17 protein-coding genes are annotated in these 19,206 nt (G+C 64.9%); 9 read left to right on the forward strand and 8 right to left on the reverse strand.

The genetic code is table 11. The features are described 5' to 3' along the window. Positions 1 to 19: 19 nt before the first annotated feature. The 3 genes from Q0S71_RS24155 to Q0S71_RS24165 are packed head-to-tail and all read right to left on the reverse strand — an operon-like array spanning position 20 to position 3,619. Positions 20 to 1,102 carry a DNA topoisomerase IB gene (locus Q0S71_RS24155; RefSeq protein ID WP_296001395.1) on the reverse strand — a complete coding sequence of 361 codons (1,083 nt, stop codon included), beginning with the start codon at positions 1,100 to 1,102 and terminating at the stop codon, positions 20 to 22. Positions 1,103 to 1,130: 28 nt separating this feature from the next. Next, a complete protein-coding gene (locus Q0S71_RS24160) occupies positions 1,131 to 2,762 on the reverse strand; it encodes a GMC family oxidoreductase (protein WP_296001397.1) in 1,632 nt (543 codons plus the stop codon). Next, entirely contained in the window at positions 2,759 to 3,619 is an 861-nt protein-coding gene (locus Q0S71_RS24165) for an MIP/aquaporin family protein (protein WP_296001399.1), read from the reverse strand. Before Q0S71_RS24165 ends, Q0S71_RS24160 begins: the two co-directional genes overlap by 4 nt. 152 nt (positions 3,620 to 3,771) lie before the next feature. Here Q0S71_RS24165 and Q0S71_RS24170 point away from each other — a divergent pair, with 152 nt between their 5' ends. Genes Q0S71_RS24170 through Q0S71_RS24180 form a run of 3 tightly spaced genes read left to right on the forward strand, consistent with a single transcriptional unit; the run spans position 3,772 to position 7,375 of the window. Further along, positions 3,772 to 5,229: a glycoside hydrolase gene (locus Q0S71_RS24170; protein ID WP_296001401.1), complete on the forward strand. Its 1,458-nt coding sequence runs from the start codon at positions 3,772 to 3,774 to the stop codon at positions 5,227 to 5,229. Continuing rightward, positions 5,229 to 6,596 carry a glucoamylase family protein gene (locus tag Q0S71_RS24175; protein ID WP_296001402.1) on the forward strand — a complete coding sequence of 456 codons (1,368 nt, stop codon included), beginning with the start codon at positions 5,229 to 5,231 and terminating at the stop codon, positions 6,594 to 6,596. Before Q0S71_RS24170 ends, Q0S71_RS24175 begins: the two co-directional genes overlap by 1 nt. Then, entirely contained in the window at positions 6,593 to 7,375 is a 783-nt protein-coding gene (locus Q0S71_RS24180; RefSeq protein WP_296001404.1) for a glucose 1-dehydrogenase, read from the forward strand. The genes Q0S71_RS24175 and Q0S71_RS24180 overlap by 4 nt, the downstream gene beginning before the upstream one ends. A 21-nt stretch (positions 7,376 to 7,396) precedes the next feature. On the opposite strand, the gene Q0S71_RS24185 is transcribed toward Q0S71_RS24180, so the two are convergent. The 5 genes from Q0S71_RS24185 to Q0S71_RS24205 all read right to left on the reverse strand — a co-directional run bounded on the left by Q0S71_RS24185 (position 7,397) and on the right by Q0S71_RS24205 (position 13,678). Then, positions 7,397 to 8,164, reverse strand: coding sequence for a flagellar brake protein (locus tag Q0S71_RS24185; protein WP_367185334.1), 768 nt, complete (start codon positions 8,162 to 8,164; stop codon positions 7,397 to 7,399). A gap of 175 nt (positions 8,165 to 8,339) precedes the next feature. Beyond that, positions 8,340 to 9,089, reverse strand: coding sequence for a pseudouridine synthase (locus tag Q0S71_RS24190; RefSeq protein ID WP_296001406.1), 750 nt, complete (start codon positions 9,087 to 9,089; stop codon positions 8,340 to 8,342). Between the two features lie 95 nt (positions 9,090 to 9,184). Further along, a complete protein-coding gene (locus Q0S71_RS24195) occupies positions 9,185 to 11,767 on the reverse strand; it encodes a [protein-PII] uridylyltransferase (protein ID WP_296001408.1) in 2,583 nt (860 codons plus the stop codon). A gap of 25 nt (positions 11,768 to 11,792) precedes the next feature. Continuing rightward, positions 11,793 to 12,665: a type I methionyl aminopeptidase gene (gene map, locus Q0S71_RS24200; protein WP_296001410.1), complete on the reverse strand. Its 873-nt coding sequence runs from the start codon at positions 12,663 to 12,665 to the stop codon at positions 11,793 to 11,795. Between the two features lie 257 nt (positions 12,666 to 12,922). Then, complete coding sequence (locus Q0S71_RS24205; protein ID WP_296001411.1) at positions 12,923 to 13,678, reverse strand: MHFG family PEP-CTERM protein; 756 nt, start codon at positions 13,676 to 13,678, stop codon at positions 12,923 to 12,925. Positions 13,679 to 14,089: 411 nt separating this feature from the next. Between Q0S71_RS24205 and rpsB the strand changes: the two genes are divergently transcribed. The 6 genes from rpsB to Q0S71_RS24235 all read left to right on the forward strand — a co-directional run bounded on the left by rpsB (position 14,090) and on the right by Q0S71_RS24235 (position 19,203). Continuing rightward, positions 14,090 to 14,842 carry a 30S ribosomal protein S2 gene (rpsB, locus tag Q0S71_RS24210; protein WP_296001414.1) on the forward strand — a complete coding sequence of 251 codons (753 nt, stop codon included), beginning with the start codon at positions 14,090 to 14,092 and terminating at the stop codon, positions 14,840 to 14,842. Positions 14,843 to 14,999: 157 nt separating this feature from the next. Beyond that, positions 15,000 to 15,911 carry a translation elongation factor Ts gene (gene tsf, locus Q0S71_RS24215; RefSeq protein ID WP_296001416.1) on the forward strand — a complete coding sequence of 304 codons (912 nt, stop codon included), beginning with the start codon at positions 15,000 to 15,002 and terminating at the stop codon, positions 15,909 to 15,911. 84 nt (positions 15,912 to 15,995) lie between these two features. Further along, the gene (gene pyrH, locus Q0S71_RS24220) at positions 15,996 to 16,712 is read left to right on the forward strand and encodes a UMP kinase (protein WP_296001418.1); all 717 of its coding nucleotides are present in this window, start codon (positions 15,996 to 15,998) and stop codon (positions 16,710 to 16,712) included. Between the two features lie 42 nt (positions 16,713 to 16,754). Next, positions 16,755 to 17,315 (forward strand): ribosome recycling factor, encoded by a 561-nt coding sequence (gene frr, locus Q0S71_RS24225; RefSeq protein ID WP_296001421.1) that lies wholly within the window; start codon positions 16,755 to 16,757, stop codon positions 17,313 to 17,315. 302 nt (positions 17,316 to 17,617) lie between these two features. After that, positions 17,618 to 18,370, forward strand: a complete 753-nt coding sequence (gene uppS / locus Q0S71_RS24230; RefSeq protein ID WP_296001423.1) for a polyprenyl diphosphate synthase — start codon at positions 17,618 to 17,620, stop codon at positions 18,368 to 18,370. Continuing rightward, complete coding sequence (locus Q0S71_RS24235) at positions 18,370 to 19,203, forward strand: phosphatidate cytidylyltransferase (RefSeq protein WP_296001425.1); 834 nt, start codon at positions 18,370 to 18,372, stop codon at positions 19,201 to 19,203. Before uppS ends, Q0S71_RS24235 begins: the two co-directional genes overlap by 1 nt. Positions 19,204 to 19,206 lie beyond the last annotated feature (3 nt).

The raw sequence follows: 19,206 nt of genomic DNA on the forward strand, positions 1-19,206 counted from the left end.
CCAAGGCCGTGGCCAAGGCCTAAGCCGACTGCAAGCGCGACTGCAGCAACGCCAGCACGGCCGCCTCCTCCGGCCGCAGCGCGTGCAGGTCGGCGCTCAGCGTGTGGCCGGCGCGCTCCTGCAACACCGGCGCCGCCGGCCCCTCCAGATAAGCGTCGATCACGGCCGGATGCACATAGCATTTGCGGCAGATGGTGGGCGTGTTGCCCAGCTTTTTGGCCACCGCCTCGATGGCGCGCACGATGTTTTTCCGGGCCTGGGCCGCCGTGTCGAACTTTTCGAATTCCTGCAGGGCGGCCGCCGCCAGCACCGTGCCCGACCAGGTGCGGAAATCCTTGGCCGTGTATTCCTCGCCGGTGATGGCGCGCAGATAGTCGTTGACGTCGGCCGAACCGACGGTGTGCGGCTGGCCGTCGTCGTCGACATACTGGAACAGCTCCTGCCCCGGCAGATCGCGGGTGCGGGCGATGATGCGCGCCAGCCGCCGGTCGTGCACTTCGACCTCGTGGTGCACGCCGCTCTTGCCGCGAAAACGGAACTGCACCGCGCTGCCGTCGACGCGCACGTGGCGGTCGCGCAGCGTGGTCAGGCCGAAGGAGTGGTTGTCCCGCGCGTATTCCTCGTTCCCGATCCGCATCATGGTCGCTTCCAGCAGGTAGACGATGGTGGCCAGCACCTTCTCGCGCGGCAGTCCGTGCAGGCCGAGCGCCGCGTCGACCTGGCGCCGGATCGCCGGCAGCGCCTTGCCGAAGCTGAGCATGCGTTCATATTTGGCTTCGTCGCGCTGCTCGCGCCAGCGGGGATGGTAGCGGTACTGCTTGCGGCCGCGCGCATCGCGGCCGGTCGCCTGCAGGTGGCCGCGTTCATGCGCGCATATCCACACGTCGGTCCACGCCGGCGGGATCACCAGCGCGGCGATGCGTTTCAGGACGGCCGCGTCGCGCACCGCCGCGCCGTCGGCATCGACATAGCGGAAGCGCTGGACGCCGCCCTTGCGGGCGATGCCGGGCATGGCGTCGTCGACGTAGCGCAGGCCGGCCGACCTGGCGGCGGCGGGCCCGTCGCCGGGCGGCGGGGCGGATGGAATCTGCTCGCGTTTCATGGCGGTCTCGGTCGGTGATGGCGGGAGTTCATGCTAATGGCGTTGCGGAGGCGGCGCCTTGCGCGGCGTCGATGGTCGGCGCGATGCCCATGCGCGCGCGCAGGTGGTCGGCCACCCGCAGCGCGTTGGCGATCACCGTCAGCGATGGATTGACGGCGCCGCTGGAGACGGAAAAGCTGGCGTCGACCACGTACAGATTGTCGACGTCGTGCGCCTTGCAGTTCACGTCCAGCGCCGACGTGGCGGGATCGCGCCCGAAGCGTATGGTGCCGTTCTGGTGCGCGGTGCCGCCGATGGGCACGTCCTGGCCCAGGTACAGGCTGCGCTCCATCAGGTGCGGGTGGCAATCGACCTTGTCGAGCATCGCTTCGAGCTTGGCGCGCAGGCGGTGGTGGCCTTCCATATTGTTCGGCGTGAGCGCCAGCACGATGCCGCCGTCGGCGTCCAGCGTCACGCGGTTGTCGGGATCGGGCAAGTCCTCGGACGTCAGCCAGAAGTCGATGGAGTGCTGCGCCACTTCGTCGAGCAGAAAATCGGGCTTGAACGGCAGCCAGGCCGGCAGCTCGCCCTTGATGGTGCCGCCGTGCGATTTGCCCAGCATCTGGATGTGGCCGAGCGGGTAGTCCCAGTCCGGCGCGCGCGCATAGTAGTCGTTGATGGCCAGCGTTTTCTGGAACACGGTGTCGTTGCGCGCGCGGCTGATGGCCATGAGGGCCGAATTATTGTGGCGCATATAGTGGCGGCCGACGACGCCGGAGCTGTTGGCCAGGCCGTCGGGATGGTGGACCGACGCGGAACGCAGCAGCAGCGCGGCCGAGTTGATGGCGCCGCAGGAGACCACCACGATGTCGGCGCTGTACCGCTCCCGCTCCTTGCCGCGCACCACGTGCACGCTGTCGACGCGGCGCCCGCCGCCATCGGTGCCCAGCTTCTCGACGTAGGCATTGGTCAGCAGCGTGACGTTGGGATGTTTGAGCGCCGGCTCGACGCAGATGACGTGGGCGTCGGCCTTGGCGCCGACCATGCAGGGGCAGCCATCGAAGGCGTCGCAGCGTATGCAGGAACTGTCGCGCGTGGGCTGGCCGGCGTCGTCCTGGTCGAGCAGGATCCCCAGCGGCAGGGGGAAGGGATGCAGGCCTTCCGCTTCGAGTGCGGCGGCCAGCGCGGCGATGCGCGGCTCGTGCGCCACCGGCGCATGGGGATAGGGTTGCGACGCCGGGGGTTCGCTCGGATCGGTGCCGCGCGTGCCGTGCACGTGGTACAGCGCCTCGGCCTTGCAGTAGTACGGCTCCAGTTCCGCATAGCTGATGGGCCATGCCGGCGAGACGCCGCCGTGATGCCGGATCTCGCCGAAATCGGCCTCGCGCAAGCGCAGCAGGGCGGCGCCGTAAAATTTGGTGTTGCCGCCGACGTAGTAGTGTATGCCGGGGTGGAAGGCCTTGCCGTGCTGGTCGTGCCAGGTTTCCTTGGCCTGGTATTTGGCCTGCACGAAGACGGCCTTGGGATTCCAGTTGTCTTGCTCGCGCCGCAGGAAGTCGCCGCGCTCGATGAGGAGGATGGTCTTGCCGCTGGCCGCCAGGCTGTGGGCCAGCGTGCCGCCGCCGGCGCCGCTGCCGATGATGATGATGTCGTAGTGCTGCGGGGTGCTGTCTAAGGTCATGGCGTGGCGGGGTCCGGTGAGCGGTGGGGCGGCAGCTTGCGCAGCAGGCTGGGAACGTGGATGCCGTGGGCGGCGAAGCGGCAGTTGAAGGGGCAGGGCGCTTCGCTGTCGTGATTGAGCTTGGCGCAGGCGACGCCGCCGGAGGCGCTGGCGCTGCGATAGACGCCGGCGGCCAGCATCATGCCGGCCAGCGGCGCGGCGAAGTACAGCCAGGCGCCGCTCCAGATCCCGGACGGCAGGGCCGAGGCGACGCTGCGCGCGGGGTTCATGCTCATGCCGGAAAACGGCGATTCGAGCGTGACGAAGGCGACGATCAGCAGGCCGCAACACAGGCCGGTGTAGCGCATCAGCTTCACGCGGTTGCCGCAATAGAGCGTGGCCGACATCAGCGTGAAGGAGATCGCCGTTTCCATCAGCACCGCCAGCGGCACGCCGAGCGCGCCCGGCACCGTGACGATGTAGCTCACCGGCGGCTGCGCGAAAGCGGGGCCGAGCAGCGCGAGCGTGAGCAGCACGCCGGCCAGGCCGCCGATGAACTGGGCCAGCACGTACATGGCGGCGTCGGTGGCGCCGATTTTGTCGAGCGCGGCGAAGGTCAGCGTCAGCGCCGGATTGAAATGGGCGCCGGAGCGCGCGCCCCACGGCGAGTAGATCAGGCAGATGGCGGTGCCGCCCATCACGAGGCCCATCAACAGGCGCCGCAGCAGCGGGTCGACGATCAGCCGGTGCAGCGCCGAGCCGGGCGCTTCGAGCGCGGTGCCGGCCACGCCGGCGGCCAGCATGAACACGGCCAGGCCGGCCGCCTCGATGAGATAGAGCGGCAGGTGCTGGCGCATGGTCTTTGCTGCTGATGTCATGGAGTGGTCCGGTGCGGTCTTGCATGGCCCGGTGGCGGGCCGCTACCGCGAATGTACGCCCGCCGTTACAAGGCCTCTGTACGCTGGCGCACATCGGCGGCGCGTGCGCGGTGCTACAGTGGTTCATCGACATTCACCGAGTACCCGCTACCATGACTATTCAATTGGCATCCGATCTCAATGGCGCCAGTGTCCCCCTGCACCACCCGTGGCGCCAGTGCGTCGGCAGCTGCCACGCGACGACCGCGCTGCGGGCCGACTGGCAGGCGCAGATGCGGCAGGCCGCTGGCGAACTGGGATTCCGCCACGTGCGCTTCCACGGCCTGCTCGACGACGACATGGGCACCCTGATTTGCCAGAGCAATGAGTTCATCTATTCCTTCTTCAATATCGACCAGATCTTCGACTTCCTGCTGTCGATCGGCGTGCGGCCCATCGTCGAGCTGTCCTTCATGCCATCGACGCTGTCGTCCGGCGGCGACACCGTGTTCCACTATCGCGGCAACATCACGCCGCCGCGCGACTACGCGCAGTGGGGCGAATTGATGCGGCGCCTGGCCGCGCACTGGGTCGAGCGCTATGGCATCGAGGAGGTGTCGCAGTGGTACTTCGAGGTGTGGAACGAACCGAATCTGACGGCCTTCTGGACCGGCGGCCAGGATGGTTATTTCAAGCTGTATGAAACCACGGTCAAGGCCTTCAAGGGCGTCAGCCAGCGCCTGAAAGTGGGCGGCCCGGCAACCGCCGGCAACGCGTGGCTGCCCGAGTTCCTGGCCTTTTGCGAAGAACGCGGCCTGTCGGCGGACTTCATCAGCACCCACTATTATCCGACCGACGCCTTCGGCCAGATCGGCGCCGACACCGAAACCCAGCTGGCCCACGCGCCCATCGACGTGATGCGCCAGCGCGCGCTGGAGGCGCGGGCCCAGGCCGGCGGCCGGCCGCTGCTCTACACGGAGTGGAACATCACCTCCAATCCGCGCGATTCCATGCACGACACCGCGTTCGCGGCCGGCCTGGCGCTGCGCGTGGCGCTGAGCGTGGACGATGTCGTCGACGCCTACAGCTACTGGACCTTCAGCGATATTTTCGAGGAAAACTACTTCCCCAGCATGCCCTTCCACGGCGGCTTCGGCCTGCTCAACCTGCACGGCATCAAGAAGCCGATCTACAGCGCCTTCGAGATGCTGCGCGCGCTCGGCCACCACCATTATCCGGTGGCGCAGGCGGACGGCAACGTCATGCTGTGGGTCGGCGAAAAAAGCGACAACCGTTTCCGCACCCACGTCCTGTGCATCAACCAGGCCTTGCCGCGCCACCCGGTGCAGGCCGAGGATGTCGAACTGCTGCTGCGCCAGCGGCCCGGCCAGCGCGCGCGCTCGATGACGATTTCGCGCATCGACGCCGACAGCGCCAATCCGGTCGCGCTGTGGCAGCAAATGGGCGCGCCCGACCACCTGTCGGAAACCCAGGTGGTGCAGCTCAAGGTCGCCGCCGCGCCCACCATCAGCGCGCTGGAGGTCGAGACCCAGCAGGGCCAGACGCTGCTGCGCTTCCGCGCCGCGCCGCAATCGGTCAACCTGGTGCGCATCGAATGGGAGCGCGTGTAATGGCCGCCGTGAACCAGCGTGGCGACAGCCCGGCCAAGGCCAACGGGCACGCGATCAATTTGCAGAATTTGCAGCGCGATTCCTTCGGCTACTTCATCCACGAAGTGAACGAGGCCAATGGCCTGGTGCGCGACAAGACGCAGGACGACTGGCCGGCCAGCATCGCCGCCGTCGGCATGGCGCTGACGGTGTACACCATCGGCGTCGAACGCGGCTTCATGACGCGCGCGGCGGCCGTCAAGCGCACGCTGACGACGCTGCGCTTCTTCGCCGCCAGCGAGCAAAGCGAGAGCAGGGACGCCACCGGCTACAAGGGCTTCTACTACCACTTCATCGACATGGAGAACGGCAAGCGGGCCTGGGATTGCGAGTTGTCGAGCATCGACACGGCGCTGCTGATCGCCGGCATGCGCGCCTCGCATTCGTATTTCACCAGCGGCTCGCCGGAAGAAAACGAGATCCGCGAACTGGCCGAGATGCTGTACCGCCGCGTCGACTGGCAGTGGATGCTGGGCCAGTCCAAGCTGATTTGCCACGGCTGGAAACCGGAGCAGGGCTTCCTGCAATTCCACTGGGAAGGCTACGACGAGGCGCTGATCCTGTACGTGCTGGCGCTCGGCTCCCCGACCTTCCCGATCGGGCCGGAAAGCTATGCGCAGTGGACCGCCACCTATGAATGGAAGACCGTCTACGGCATCGACTTCCTGTATGCGGGGCCGCTGTTCATCCACCAGATGTCGCACCTGTGGCTCGATTTCCGCGGCATCCAGGACGACTACATGCGCGCCCACGACAGCGATTATTTCGAGAACAGCCGGCGCGCCACGCAGGTGCAGCAGCAGTACGCGATCCACAATCCGATGGGCTTCGAGCAGTACGGCGAATTGTGCTGGGGCGTGACGGCCAGCGATGGTCCCGGCAATATCGTCAAGAAGATCAAGGGCGTCGAACGCCAGTTCTACGACTACATCGCGCGTGGCGCGCCCTACGGGCCGGACGACGGCACGCTGGCGCCGTGGGCGGTGGCGGCCTGTTTGCCGTTCGCGCCGGAGATCGTGCTGCCGACCATAGAACACTTCCAGCGACTGCGCCTGCACGAGGTCAATCCCTACGGCTTCAAGGCCTCGTTTTCGCCGACCTTCCACGCCTGCCCGCAAGACCGGCACAAATCGGGCTGGGTCTCGCAGCACCACTTCGGCATCAACGAAGGGCCGACCGTCATCATGATCGACAATCACCTGCACGATTTTTTGTGGGCCTTGATGCGCCAGTGCCCCTATCTGCAAAACGGCTTGCGGCGCGCGGGTTTTCGCGGCGGCTGGCTCGATGCCATCGCCGATACCACCACCACCGAAAGCAAAGCATGAAGATCGAATTGAACGGCAAGGTCGCGCTGGTGACCGGCGCCACCTCCGGCATCGGCCAGGCCATCGCGCAGACGCTGGCCGGCTGCGGCGCCAGCGTGGCGGTGATCTGCCTGGCGGACGTGGAGCAGGGCGCGGCGACGGTGCGGGCCATCACGGAAGCGGGCGGCCACGCGCTGCCGCTGCGGTGCGACGTGTCGGACGCGGCCTCGGTGCAGGCCGCGTTCGCGCAGGCCGAACAGGCGCTCGGCCCCATCGACATCCTGGTCAACTGCGCCGGCATCGACGGCGCGGCCGCCCTGAGCTGGGAAGCCGATGCGGCCGCGTGGCGCAAGGTGGTGGAAGTGAATTTGTTCGGCGCCTTCTACTGCGCGCAGCAAGCCCTGCGCGGCATGACGGCGCGCCGCAGCGGCGTGATCGTCAACATCACGTCGGTGCACGAGGCGATCGCCTGGACCGGCTATAGCGCCTACACGTCGAGCAAGGCGGCGCTGTCGATGCTGACCAAGACGCTGGCGCAGGAGGCGGCGCCGTTCGGCGTGCGCGTGCTGGCGGTGGCGCCGGGCGCGATCCAGACCGACATCAACAAGGCCGTGTGGAGCGATCCGGCCGCGATGGCCGACCTGGCCACCAAGATTCCGCTGGCGCGCATGGGCCAGACGCGCGAGATCGCCGAACTGGTGGCGGTGCTGGCGTCCGACGTCGCATCCTACGTCACCGGCACCACCGTCTTCGCCGACGGCGGCATGACCGACTATCCCAACTTTGCGCACGGCGGTTAGTGCGCCGGCGCTGGTTGAACGTTAAAAGGCTTTGCGGCCCGAGTTGAGTTTGTCGAGCTGGCGTTCGAGTTCCTGCTGCATGGAGCTGGACAGGTTGACGAACTGGCAGCCGATCTGCACCTGTTCGCCGAGCAGGAAGGAGCGGAAGGTGCGCGAGAGCCGCACGTCGAGGTCGGCGATCATGACCGAATCGGGGCCCAGTTCGAGGCGCACGCGCTGCAAACGGCGGCCGACGTGCAGGCCGACGGCGTCACGCGGCGCGGCGCGCATGCCGACACCGCCCAGCGAAAAGTCGTAGAGCTGCAATTCATACGGTTTTCCGTTGAGCACGAAGGACGCCATGTAATACACGCCGAGCGGCGTTTCCAGCCTTTGCGCGGCGCGCCGGTTCAGGATCTGGCACTTGAGGGGGAACTCGGCCATGAGCTGGGTCGGCGCGTTGGGCATGGTCATCCAGACCGGCGAGGACAGCTTGAATTGCAGCTTGGCGCTGCCCAGCCAGGCGACGAACAGGCTCTCGCCGGGCGGCAGGGTTTCGCCTTCGTTCAGTTCCAGCGTGAACAGCGGCAGCTCCGGATCGACCGAATGGATGCGCGCCATGATGACGTTGGGGCTGCTGGTGGGATAGATCGACACCGGGTCGCCGGTGGCGGCCAGCTTGTTGAGCGCATCGGCGATGTCGTCGATATTCGTCATGTCGTGCGGCTTGGAGCCGGACGCGATCGCTTCCACCGCGTCGGACAGGCGGGGAGGACCACGGCGAAATTCGTTGGGCAGGGGATCGTTCACGACAGCGTATCTCTTTGATAATGACTACTATGGGCGAAGTCGGGATGACTAGAGTTTATATTTTATTCGCGCTGTTGGCTTGCAAAAAAGCAAGAATTTTTGCCGGGTGTGGACTTGGCTCAACGGCGGCGCAACAGCGACTTAATATTTATTGTCAAGCAATCATCTTACTCCATTAAAATTGCTCGTCCGGCCGCAGGTAACGCCACTGGCCGACCGGCAGATCCCCCAGTTTAACCTTGCCGATGCGCACGCGCTTGAGTCCGACCACTTTCAGGCCGACCATGTCGCACATGCGGCGGATCTGGCGCTTTTTGCCTTCGCGCAGCGTGAAGCTGAGCTGGTCCTCATTTTGCCAGCGCACCTTGGCCGGCAGCAACGGCTTGCCGTCCATCCACAGGCCGTGGTTGAGCTTTTTCAGTTCGCTGTCGGGCAGCGTGCCGGGCAGGCTGTACTGGACCCGCACCAGGTATTCCTTGTCGACGTCGGTGTCGTGGCCGATCAGGTGCTTGGCCACGCGGCCATCCTGGGTCAGCACCAGCAAGCCGATGGAATCGATGTCGAGGCGGCCGGCCGGCACCAGGCTGCGCAGCTGGGTCGGGTGGAACTGTTCCGGCGACGGGTCCTCGGGCCAGCGGTTCTCGGCCTTGATCAGGGCCACGGCCGGCTGGTAGCCATCCTCGGCCTGGCCGCTGACGTAGCCCATGGGCTTGTTGATCAGCACCGTCACGCGCTTCGATTGCTCGGCGGCGGCCTGGCGCTCGACCGTCACGTGCTGGCCGGGCGTGACCTTGCTGCCGAGCTCGGAGACGACCTTGCCGTCGACGCGGACCCAGCCGCGCGCGATCCATTCATCGGCCTCGCGGCGCGAGCACAGTCCCAGTTCGGACATTCGTTTGGATAAGCGTAAGAGTTCTTCGGTCATGATGTTGTTGTTCTAAGTGAGGGCATGCCGGCGGCGGCGATCCGGGGTCAGACCACGGTTTATGGTAGGGGCCGCGCGGCGTTAAATTGTGGATGTCAAACTTTCAGGGCGTCGAGCAGGTCCGTTTCAAGCTGGAGCTGGTTGCGTGCGTTGTTGAGACCGGCGCCGTCGACCAGGAACACGTCCTCGACCCGCTCGCCCAGCGTCATCACTTTGGCCGTGTGTAAATTGATTTTATACTTGGTCAGCACATTGGCAATCGAATACAGCAGTCCGGTGCGGTCGTTGGCCGCCACCGACAGCAGATAATACTGGCCGCGCTCGTCCGGCCGCAAGTCCACCGTCGGCTGCATGGGGAAGGTGCGCGACAGCCGCGACAGCCGGCCCTTGCTGGGCGCCGGCAGCGGGCCCGGACTGCTCAGCAGCCCGCACAGCTCGTGCTCGACCAGGTTGATGATGTCGCGGTAGTTGTTGGCGAAGCTTTGCTCGGTGACGAGGAAGGTGTCGAGCGCGTAGCCGTGGCGGGTGGTGTGGATTTTGGCGTCGAGGATGCTGAAGTTCTTGCGGTCGAAATAACTGCAGATGCGCGCGAACAGGTCGGGCTGGTCCTTGATGTAGACGGCGATCTGCAAACCTTCGCCGATGGCGGCCAGGCGGCACTTGATGACGGGCTTGTCGCTGTTGAGGCGGTCGTACAGCGCGCGCGTCTGCCAGGCGATGTCGGAAGCGTCGTGGCGCAGGAAATAGGCGACGTCGAGCTGCTTCCACAGCGCCAGATGGGCGTCCGGCTCCAGTCCGTACAGGCGCAGCGAGGCCAGCGCCTCCTGCTGGCGGTTCTTCAGTTCGCGGTCGGCCGAATGCGGCTCGCCGCCCAGCACGCGCAGGGTGATGCGGTACAGGTCTTCGAGCAGCTTGGCCTTCCACGCGTTCCACACCTTGGGGCTGGTGCCACGGATGTCGGCCACCGTCAGCAGGTAGAGGGCGGTCAGGTGGCGCTCGTCCTTGACGATGGCGGCGAAGGCGGCGATGACGTCGGGGTCCGACATGTCCTGCTTCTGCGCCACCTGCGACATGGTCAAATGGTTTTCGACCAGGAAGACCACCAGCTCGGTGTCCTCGGCGCTCATGCAGTGGTCCTGGCAGAACTGGGCCGCGTCGACCGTGCCGAGCTTGGAGTGGTCGCCGCCGCGGCCCTTGGCGATGTCGTGGAACAGCGCGCCCAGGTACAGCAGCCACGGCTGCACGAAATTGGCCATCAGCTGGCTGCAAAACGGATATTCGTGGGCGTGCTCGGTCATCGTGAAGCGGCGCATATTGCGCACCACCATCAAAATGTGCTGGTCGACCGTATAGACGTGGAACAGGTCGTGCTGCATCTGGCCGACGATCTTGCGGAAGTTGGGCAGGTAGCGGCCCAGGATGGACAAATCGTTCATGCGCCGCAGCGCGTGGATGATGCCGACCGGCGCCTGCATGATGCGCAGGAACAGCGCGCGGTTGACCGGGTCCTGGCGGAAGGCGGCGTCGATCAGGAAGCGCTCGTGCCACAGCGCCCGCGTGGCGCGCGCCGTCATGCCCTTGAGGGCCGGGCGCTCCGTCATCAGCAGGAAGATCTCCAGCATGGCCGACGGGGTGCGCTCGAAAATATCGTCGGCGCTGATGTCGATCAGGCCGTTGAGTTCGTTGAAGCGCGCATTGATGGCCACGGCCACGCCCGACTGCGGGAACAGCCGCGCCTCGATGTTTTGCAGCAGGATGGTGTTGAGCTGGGTGACCGTCTTGGCGGCCCAGTAATAACGCTGCATCAGGAATTCGCTGGCGCGGCGCATATTCGGGCCTTCGCCGCTCGCTTGCAGGCCCAGCGATTCGGCGATCGCGGTCTGGACGTCGAACACCAGGCGGTCTTCGCGGCGGCCGGCGTGCAGGTGCAGGCGCACCCGGATATCCTTGAAGGCGCGCTCCTTTTCCATCAGCTGTTTCGCCTCGGTCTGCGTGATGAGGCCGCCGGTCGCCAGGGTGCGCCACGACGTCGCCAGGCCGGCCGCCTTGGCCACCCACAAGATCACTTGCAGGTCGCGCAGTCCGCCCGGGCTTTCCTTGCAGTTCGGCTCCAGGCTGAAGGCTGTGTCCTCGTACTTGGCGTGGCGCTGCCGCATTTCCAGCACCTTGGCGTGGAAAAAGGCTTGCGGGTCCATCGCCGCCTGATAGCGTTGTTGCAGTTGCTCGAACAGGGCGGCGTCGCCGTGGACCAGGCGCGCTTCGAGCAGGCTGGTCTGCACCGTGATGTCGGCTTGCGACTCCGTCAGGCACTCGTCGACGGTGCGGATGCTGTGGCCGATTTCCAGGCCCAGGTCCCACAGCAGTTGCACCAGTTCTTCCAGCCTGGCCTGGGTGGCCGGGTCCGGCGCGTGGGCCAGCAAGATCAGCAGGTCGATGTCGGAGTAGGGGAACAGTTCGCCACGGCCGTAGCCGCCGACGCCGATCAGCGCCGTGTCGGCCGGCAGCGCGGCCGCCAGCCACGCCGCCGTCAGCACCGCGTCGACGCTCTGACGCAGGCTGCGCAGCAGCTTTTCGGGCTTGCCGTCGGCCTGGAAGGCGGCGATGACGATCTGGCGGTCGGCTTTCAGCTGGCGCTTCAGTTGTTCACGCAACTCTTTCTTCATCGCGGCGGCGGGCATGCGGGGCGGGACCGGAACGGTGGCCTCAGGCCGCGACGGCGGCGGTCGGGAACGGCTCCATGGCCGCGCTGGCGGCGACGGCGGCGGCGTGCTCGGCCGGCAGCAGCGCGGCCGGCGGCGGCGGCGTGCCGGCCGACGTGGTCAGCACTTCGTAGCCGGTTTCGGTCACGAGGATGGTGTGTTCCCACTGGGCCGACAGGCTGCGGTCCTTGGTTTTGATGGTCCAGCCGTCGCCCATTTCGCGGATGTCGCGGCGGCCGGCGTTGATCATCGGCTCGATGGTGAAGATCATGCCCGCCTTCAGCTCCTCCAGCGTGCCGGGGCGGCCGTAGTGCAGCACTTGCGGTTCCTCGTGGAAGATCTTGCCGATGCCGTGGCCGCAGAATTCGCGCACCACGCTGTAGCCGGCTTTTTCGGCGTGTTGCTGGATCACGTGGCCGATGTCGCCCAGGTGGGCGCCCGGCTTGACTTTCGAGATGCCCAGCCACATGCATTCATAGGTCACTTCCGACAGGCGGCGCGCCAGGATGGACGGCTCGCCGACGAAGAACATGCGGCTGTTGTCGCCGTGGTAGCCGTCCTTGATGACGGTGATGTCGAGGTTGACCACGTCGCCGCTCTTGAGCACCTTGTCGCCGGGGATGCCGTGGCAGATGACGTCGTTGACCGAGGTGCAGATCGCCTTCGGATACGGCGTGTAGCCGGGCGGGCAATAGTTCAGCGGCGCCGGGATGGTGTCTTGCACGTTGACCATGTATTCATGGCACAGGCGGTCCAGCTCGCCGGTCGTGACGCCGGGCTTGACGAAGGGGGTGATGTAGTCCAGCACCTCGGAACCGAGGCGGCCCGCGACGCGCATGCCGGCGATATCTTCGGCGGTTTTGATGGAAATAGACATAGTGGGTCGCAATCAGCAGAGTAAACGGTGGGTAGCGGTGTTCGCGGACCGGCCGGCGACTGGCGCCGGGTCCGCGATGCACCGCATCTATGCCGAAATTATAAACGAGACCGGGCCATTGCTGTAATCGGCGCGCGGTGGGGTGACGGGCGGACGTCCGCGGCGGGGAGGGGGAGGCGGCGCGCGCCTCGTCTGGCCGCCAGTTCGCCGCGCGACGGCCGGGTCGGCGCGCAGCCTGCCCCGCGCGTTGGCGCGGCCTAGCGGGGCGCGCGTGCGCGGCGCCGGACCAGGGCCAGCAGGCCCAGGCCGCCGAGCAACATGGCCCAGGTGTCCGCTTCCGGTACCGGCGTCGCCACAGTCAGCACCGCCGTGGGCGGGCCGTCGAATAGCGTCGGCAGGACGCCGGCGATGTCGTCTTCCGGCACGGTGGAATTGAGGCTGGCCAGCGTGCGGGCGATGCGCCGTTCCAGCTGCCGCATCATGTCCTCGTCGGTGACGGCCGGGTCGTCGGCGTCGACCAGGCCCAGGTCGGTATTGGTCAGTCGGTCGCTGAGGCGGCGCGGCATGAACAGCGGCGCCGCCGGGGGCGCCAGCAGCGCGGCGTTGGGGATGGCGCGGCGGGTGATGCGGCTGACGTTGCCGCAGATGCGCGGCACCAGAATGCAATGGTCCTTGGCGCAATAAACGGCGCCGGCCTCGTCGCGGCTGTCGGCCCATTTGGCGCGCGTGACGGTCGAGCACACCGAGGCGGCGCCGAAGTGCATGTCGCGGATGACGGGATCGTAGTCTTGCTTGCCGCTGATGCTGTCGCGCTTGATGCTGACGGTGTCGTCCGCCTCGTGCCGCTCGATGCGGTGCTGGAGCGCGATGCGCTCGTCAAGCGGGATGTCGGTGTAGCGGTCGAGCGCCGCCGTGGTGCCGCCGGTGTAGGGATTGACGCCGGGGTGGTCCCAGGAGCAACTGGGTTTGACGGTCGAGAGCGTGGCTAAAGTCAGGGCAAGGGCGGTCAGCATGGTGTTCTTTCAGAGGTACGACTACTTATTAAATATTGTTCTTCAATTCAACGTTAACAATAAGTAATTTTTATTGTCCGAATGATAGTACAAAATGCTATCGAATTTGCTTTTTGCCTAGGTTTTATTTTCATTCAGTTTGATTTTTATCTCTGTTCGGTGTCGCGCACAGCTTGTCCATGGGAATGAAATGCGGAGGGAGGGGCAAAGCGCAGCTAAGACTTGATCGATGCGGCTTTGTGAGGTAGAATCTCGGGTTGCTTGAACTCGCTTTGAGCAATGTTGTGACCAGGCTCTGGCTTGGTGCGCAATTTGATGAGTGATAAGTAAATTTTAAATAACGCGAATCCGGTCGACAAGGGTGCCCATGTGGTGACTGATCGGATTCCAGACCCAACCCTGGAGTTAATAATGTCCGTAACAATGCGCGAAATGCTGGAAGCCGGTGTCCACTTCGGTCACCAAACCCGTTTCTGGAACCCAAAGATGGCACCGTTCATCTTCGGTCACCGCAACAAGATTCATATCATCAACTTGGAAAAGACGATGGGTATGTATCAAGAAGCCATGGCTCACGTCAAGCAAGTCGCGGCTAACCGCGGCACGATCCTGATGGTCGGCACCAAGCGCCAGGCCCGCGAAATCATCGCCGCCGAAGCGGCCCGTGCCGGCGTGCCTTTCGTCGACCAGCGTTGGTTGGGCGGCATGCTGACCAACTTCAAAACGATCAAGACCTCGATCAAGCGCCTGAAAGACATGGAAGCGATGATCGAAGACGGTTCGATCGAGAAGCTGTCGAAAAAAGAAGGCCTGATGTTCGAACGCGAAATGATCAAGCTGCAAAAATCGATCGGCGGCATCAAGGACATGGGCGGCGTTCCTGACGCTATCTTCGTCGTCGACGTCGGCTACCACAAAGGTGCGATCACCGAAGCGGCAAAACTGGGCATCCCGGTCATCGGCGTGGTCGATACCAACCACTCGCCAGAAGGCGTGCAGTACGTGATCCCAGGTAACGATGACTCCTCGAAAGCCATCATGTTGTACGCCCGCGGCGTGGCTGATGCCATCCTCGAAGGCCGTGCGGCTGCCGGTAACGAAGTCGTTGAAATGATCAAGGCCGGCGCCGGCGACGAATTCGTCGAAGTCAGCGAACAGGCTTAATATCGTTTCTATCGTAAGATAGGGCACAGTGAAAAAAGGGGTGGCAGCAGCTCCCCCTTTTTTTTAAGGCAAACGGATGGCGTTGCTGGCTGGTGCTTCAAGTAATACACCGAGCCGCCCCAGGCCGAAACATACACACCGAATACAGGAGAAACACATGGCAGCGATTACAGCAGCGATGGTAGGCGAACTGCGCGGCAAGACCGACGCACCGATGATGGAATGCAAAAAAGCACTGACCGAAGCCGATGGCGACATGGCCCGTGCGGAAGAAATCCTGCGCGTCAAGCTGGGCGGCAAGGCCTCGAAGGCATCGTCGCGCATCACCGCCGAAGGCGTGGTCGCGACCTTCATCGCCAACGGCATCGGCGCCCTGGTCGAAGTGAACTCGGAAACCGACTTCGTCGCGAAAAACGACGACTTCCTGGCCCTGGCGAACAACGCCGCGCGCCTGGTCGCCGAGCACAACCCGGCCGACGTCGCCGCCTTGCTGGCGCTGCCGCTCGACGGCAAGACCCTGGACGAAGTGCGCGCCGCGCTGATCGGTAAAATCGGCGAAAACATGTCGATCCGCCGCTTCCAGCGTTTTGAAACGACCGGCAAGCTGGCCTCCTATCTGCACGGCGCCCGTATCGGCGTCATCGTCGACTTCAACGGTGCGGACGAGCAAGTCGGTAAAGACGTGGCCATGCACATCGCCGCCATGAAGCCGGTGTCGCTGTCGTCGGACCAGGTGCCTGCCGAACTGATCGAAAAAGAACGTTCGGTCGCCAAGCTGAAGGCCGAAGAAGATGCCGTCAAGGCCGCCGCCGAAGGCAAGGCCGTTCAGTCGCCGGAAATCCTGGCCAAGCGCCTCGAAGGTTCGGTACAGAAGTACCTGAAAGAAGTGTCGCTGCTGAACCAGGCTTTCGTCAAAAACGACAAGCAATCGATCGAGCAGATGCTGAAAGAAAAAGCCACCACCGTGACAGCGTTCACGATGTATGTGGTGGGTGAAGGCATCGAAAAGAAACAAGACGACTTCGCCGCAGAAGTAGCCGCGCAAATGGCTGCTTCCAAAGGAGCGTAATCTGAAACGGGCCGCGAGGCCCGTTTTTTTAGCCCGAACTCCGGCAGTCCGTCCCGAATCAACCCAACTTAGGAGCCCCAGCTCATGTCAAAACCAGCCTACAAGCGCGTCCTCCTCAAATTGTCCGGCGAAGCCCTGATGGGAGATGATCCCTACGGCATCAACCGCGCCACAATCGAGCGTATGGTGGCCGATGTGGCCGAGGTGGCACAACTGGGCGTGGAACTGGCGATCGTCATCGGCGGCGGCAACATCTTCCGTGGCGTCGCACCCGGCGCCCAGGGCATGGATCGCGCCACCGCCGACTACATGGGCATGCTGGCCACCGTCATGAACGCGCTGGCCCTGGCCGACGCCATGCGTCACGTCAGCATCACCGCCCGCGTCATGTCGGCCATCGCCATCGAACAGGTGGTCGAACCGTATGTGCGCCCGAAAGCGCTGCAATACCTGGAAGAAGGCAAGGTCGTCATCTTCGCCGCCGGCACCGGCAACCCTTTCTTCACCACCGACACCGCCGCCGCGCTGCGCGGTTCGGAAATGAGCGCCGAGATCGTCCTCAAGGCCACCAAGGTCGACGGCGTCTACACGGCCGACCCGAAGAAAGACCCCAACGCCACGCTCTACCAGTCGATCACCTTCGACGAAGCCATCTCCAAACACCTGCAAGTGATGGACGCCACCGCCTTCGCGCTGTGCCGCGACCAGAAGCTGCCGATCAAAGTGTTCTCCATCACCAAGCCGGGCGCGCTCAAGCGCGTCATCATGGGCGAGGATGAGGGTACACTGGTACACGTTTGATTTTTATAGCAAGATTTCACCCCGATAGACAGGAGAGCAGCAATGTCCTTAGCTGACGTTAAAAAGAACGCCCAGGAGCGCATGGTCAAGTCGCTCGAAACCCTGCGTGCCGACCTGGCCAAGGTCCGCACCGGCCGCGCCCACACCGGCATCCTCGACCACGTGATGGTCGAATACTACGGCTCGCCGACGGCGCTGTCGCAGGTCGCCAACGTGACGCTGGTCGACGCCCGCACCATCGGCGTGCAGCCGTTTGAAAAGAAGATGGCCGCCGCCATCGAACGCGCCATCCGTGACGCCGACCTCGGCTTGAATCCCTCGTCGCAGGGCGACCAGATCCGCGTGCCGACCCCGCCGCTGACCGAAGAACGCCGCAAGGAAATGGTCAAGCTGGTCAAGAGCGAAGCGGAAGACGCCAAGATCGCCGTGCGCAACATCCGCCGCGACGCCAATGAATCGCTCAAGAAGATGGTCAAGGACAAGTCCTGTTCCGAGGACGACGAGCGCCGCTCGTCCGACGAAGTGCAGAAGCTGACCGACAAGTTCATCGTCGACATCGACAAGATGGTGGCCGATAAAGAGAAGGAAGTGCTGACGGTGTAGTCGGCGCGGTTGTCGGGCGCTGGGTTCCGGGCTCCGGGTGCTGCGGATGCGGATGCGCCGCCGCCGCCGAAGCCGGGGTCAGACCCTCGGTCTTGCCCTCGGTCTTGCCCTCGGTCTTGCCCTCGGTCTTGCCCCCCGGTCTTGACCCGGTCTTGAGCCTGAAGTAGCGGGCTGCAGGGCGCCGATGGCCGCCTGACTTCGGGGCGCCGCCTTTGCGCGGACCCGCCCTCGCCGTTTTTGGGACTTGACCTCGTGCGTGCACGCGGTGACACTGCACTACTTTCACTGGCTTTAGCGTTTTCATGAAATATTCGAGTTCCACCACTGCGGTTCCGGACGCCCCCAAAGTGCCGCGCCACGTCGCCGTCATCATGGATGGCAACGGCCGCTGGGCGACCAAACGTTTCCTGCCGCGCGTCGCCGGCCACGTCAAGGGTGTCGAAGCGGTGCGCACCGTCGTCGAAGCCTGCGCCCGCCGCGGCGTCGAGTACCTGACCGTGTTCGCCTTCAGTTCGGAAAACTGGCGCCGCCCGGAAGAGGAAGTGTCGCTGCTGATGCGCCTGTTCGTCACGGCGCTCGAGCGCGAAGTGGCCAAGCTGCACGCCAATAACATCCGCCTCAAGGTGGTCGGCGACCTGTCGCGCGCCGACGCCAAGTTGCAGGGCATGATCGCCGCCGCCGAGCGCAAGACGGCCGCCAACACGCGCATGACCGTCACCGTATGCTTCAACTATGGCGGCCGCTGGGACATCATGCAGGCCATCAACAAGATGGTCGCGGCCCATCCCGGCGCCACCGACTTTTCCGAAGAACAGCTGGCGCCGCACCTGGCGATGGCCTATGCGCCCGAGCCCGACCTGTTCATCCGCACCGGCGGCGAAGAGCGCATCTCGAACTTCCTGCTGTGGCAGCTCGCCTACACCGAGCTGTTTTTCACCGACACTTACTGGCCCGATTTTTCCATCGAGAGCCTCGACGCGGCCATCGCGTCTTACCAGCACCGCGAACGCCGCTTCGGCCGCACCGGTGACCAATTGGCTGAAAAGACAAACTGATGCTCAAAACACGGATTCTGACCGCCCTGGTCTTGCTGGCGGTCTTGTTGCCGGTTCTGTTCTTCAATAACTTTGGCGCCTTCGCGCTGGTGGCCACGCTGTTCTTCGGCGCCGCCGCGTGGGAGGCGGCCCGCTTGTTCGGCATCCCGGCGCCGCGCGTGTTCGGCGTGGTCTGCTGCGTCGTGTTCCTGGCCGGCCTGGTCGCTGGCGGCGCGGCCGGCATCATCGGCGCCCTGTTCGCGCTCAGCGTGCTGCTCTGGCTGATCCGCTTCACGCCCTCGCTGGCCATCGGCCTGCCGGCGCTGGGCACGCCCGCCAACTGGGCGCTGAGCCTGTCGTTCACGTTCGCGCTGTTCGGCTGCTTCTACGCCATCGTGCGCCTGTTCCAGCATTCGCCTGAATACCTGCTGTCGGTGATGGCGCTGGTGTGGATCGCCGACATCGGCGCCTACTTCTCCGGCAAGGCCTTCGGCAAGCGCAAGCTGGCGCCGACCATTTCGCCGGGCAAATCGTGGGAGGGCGCCATCGGCGGCGGCATCGCCGTGCTGGCGCTGTCGGCGCTGACCATCGCCGCCCCCGCGTCCGCGCCATGGCTGCAAGACACCTTCGCCGTCCATTTGCAAACGCGCTTCGGCTGGGCCGGCGCGCTCGCCATCCTCGCCGTCATCGTCGCCGCAAGCGTGGTCGGCGACCTGTTTGAATCCCAGCTCAAGCGCCGCGCCGCCATGAAGGACAGCAGCAGCCTGCTGCCCGGCCACGGCGGCGTGCTTGACCGCATCGACGCGCTGATCCCGGTGCTGCCCCTGGCGGCGCTGATCGGCGTCTGGCTCTGAAGG

Source organism: Rugamonas sp., from assembly GCF_025354735.1.
Lineage (GTDB): Bacteria > Pseudomonadota > Gammaproteobacteria > Burkholderiales > Burkholderiaceae_D > Rugamonas.

Bases quoted from the DNA above. Each gene is read 5' to 3' on its own strand.
- Q0S71_RS24155 (WP_296001395.1), bottom strand. From the start codon at position 1,102: ATGAAACGCGAGCAGATTCCATCCGCCCCGCCGCCCGGCGACGGGCCC.
- Q0S71_RS24160 (WP_296001397.1), bottom strand. From the start codon at position 2,762: ATGACCTTAGACAGCACCCCGCAGCACTACGACATCATCATCATCGGC.
- Q0S71_RS24165 (WP_296001399.1), bottom strand. From the start codon at position 3,619: ATGACATCAGCAGCAAAGACCATGCGCCAGCACCTGCCGCTCTATCTC.
- Q0S71_RS24170 (WP_296001401.1), top strand. From the start codon at position 3,772: ATGACTATTCAATTGGCATCCGATCTCAATGGCGCCAGTGTCCCCCTG.
- Q0S71_RS24175 (WP_296001402.1), top strand. From the start codon at position 5,229: ATGGCCGCCGTGAACCAGCGTGGCGACAGCCCGGCCAAGGCCAACGGG.
- Q0S71_RS24180 (WP_296001404.1), top strand. From the start codon at position 6,593: ATGAAGATCGAATTGAACGGCAAGGTCGCGCTGGTGACCGGCGCCACC.
- Q0S71_RS24190 (WP_296001406.1), bottom strand. From the start codon at position 9,089: ATGACCGAAGAACTCTTACGCTTATCCAAACGAATGTCCGAACTGGGA.
- Q0S71_RS24195 (WP_296001408.1), bottom strand. From the start codon at position 11,767: ATGCCCGCCGCCGCGATGAAGAAAGAGTTGCGTGAACAACTGAAGCGC.
- map (WP_296001410.1), bottom strand. From the start codon at position 12,665: ATGTCTATTTCCATCAAAACCGCCGAAGATATCGCCGGCATGCGCGTC.
- Q0S71_RS24205 (WP_296001411.1), bottom strand. From the start codon at position 13,678: ATGCTGACCGCCCTTGCCCTGACTTTAGCCACGCTCTCGACCGTCAAA.
- rpsB (WP_296001414.1), top strand. From the start codon at position 14,090: ATGTCCGTAACAATGCGCGAAATGCTGGAAGCCGGTGTCCACTTCGGT.
- tsf (WP_296001416.1), top strand. From the start codon at position 15,000: ATGGCAGCGATTACAGCAGCGATGGTAGGCGAACTGCGCGGCAAGACC.
- pyrH (WP_296001418.1), top strand. From the start codon at position 15,996: ATGTCAAAACCAGCCTACAAGCGCGTCCTCCTCAAATTGTCCGGCGAA.
- frr (WP_296001421.1), top strand. From the start codon at position 16,755: ATGTCCTTAGCTGACGTTAAAAAGAACGCCCAGGAGCGCATGGTCAAG.
- uppS (WP_296001423.1), top strand. From the start codon at position 17,618: ATGAAATATTCGAGTTCCACCACTGCGGTTCCGGACGCCCCCAAAGTG.
- Q0S71_RS24235 (WP_296001425.1), top strand. From the start codon at position 18,370: ATGCTCAAAACACGGATTCTGACCGCCCTGGTCTTGCTGGCGGTCTTG.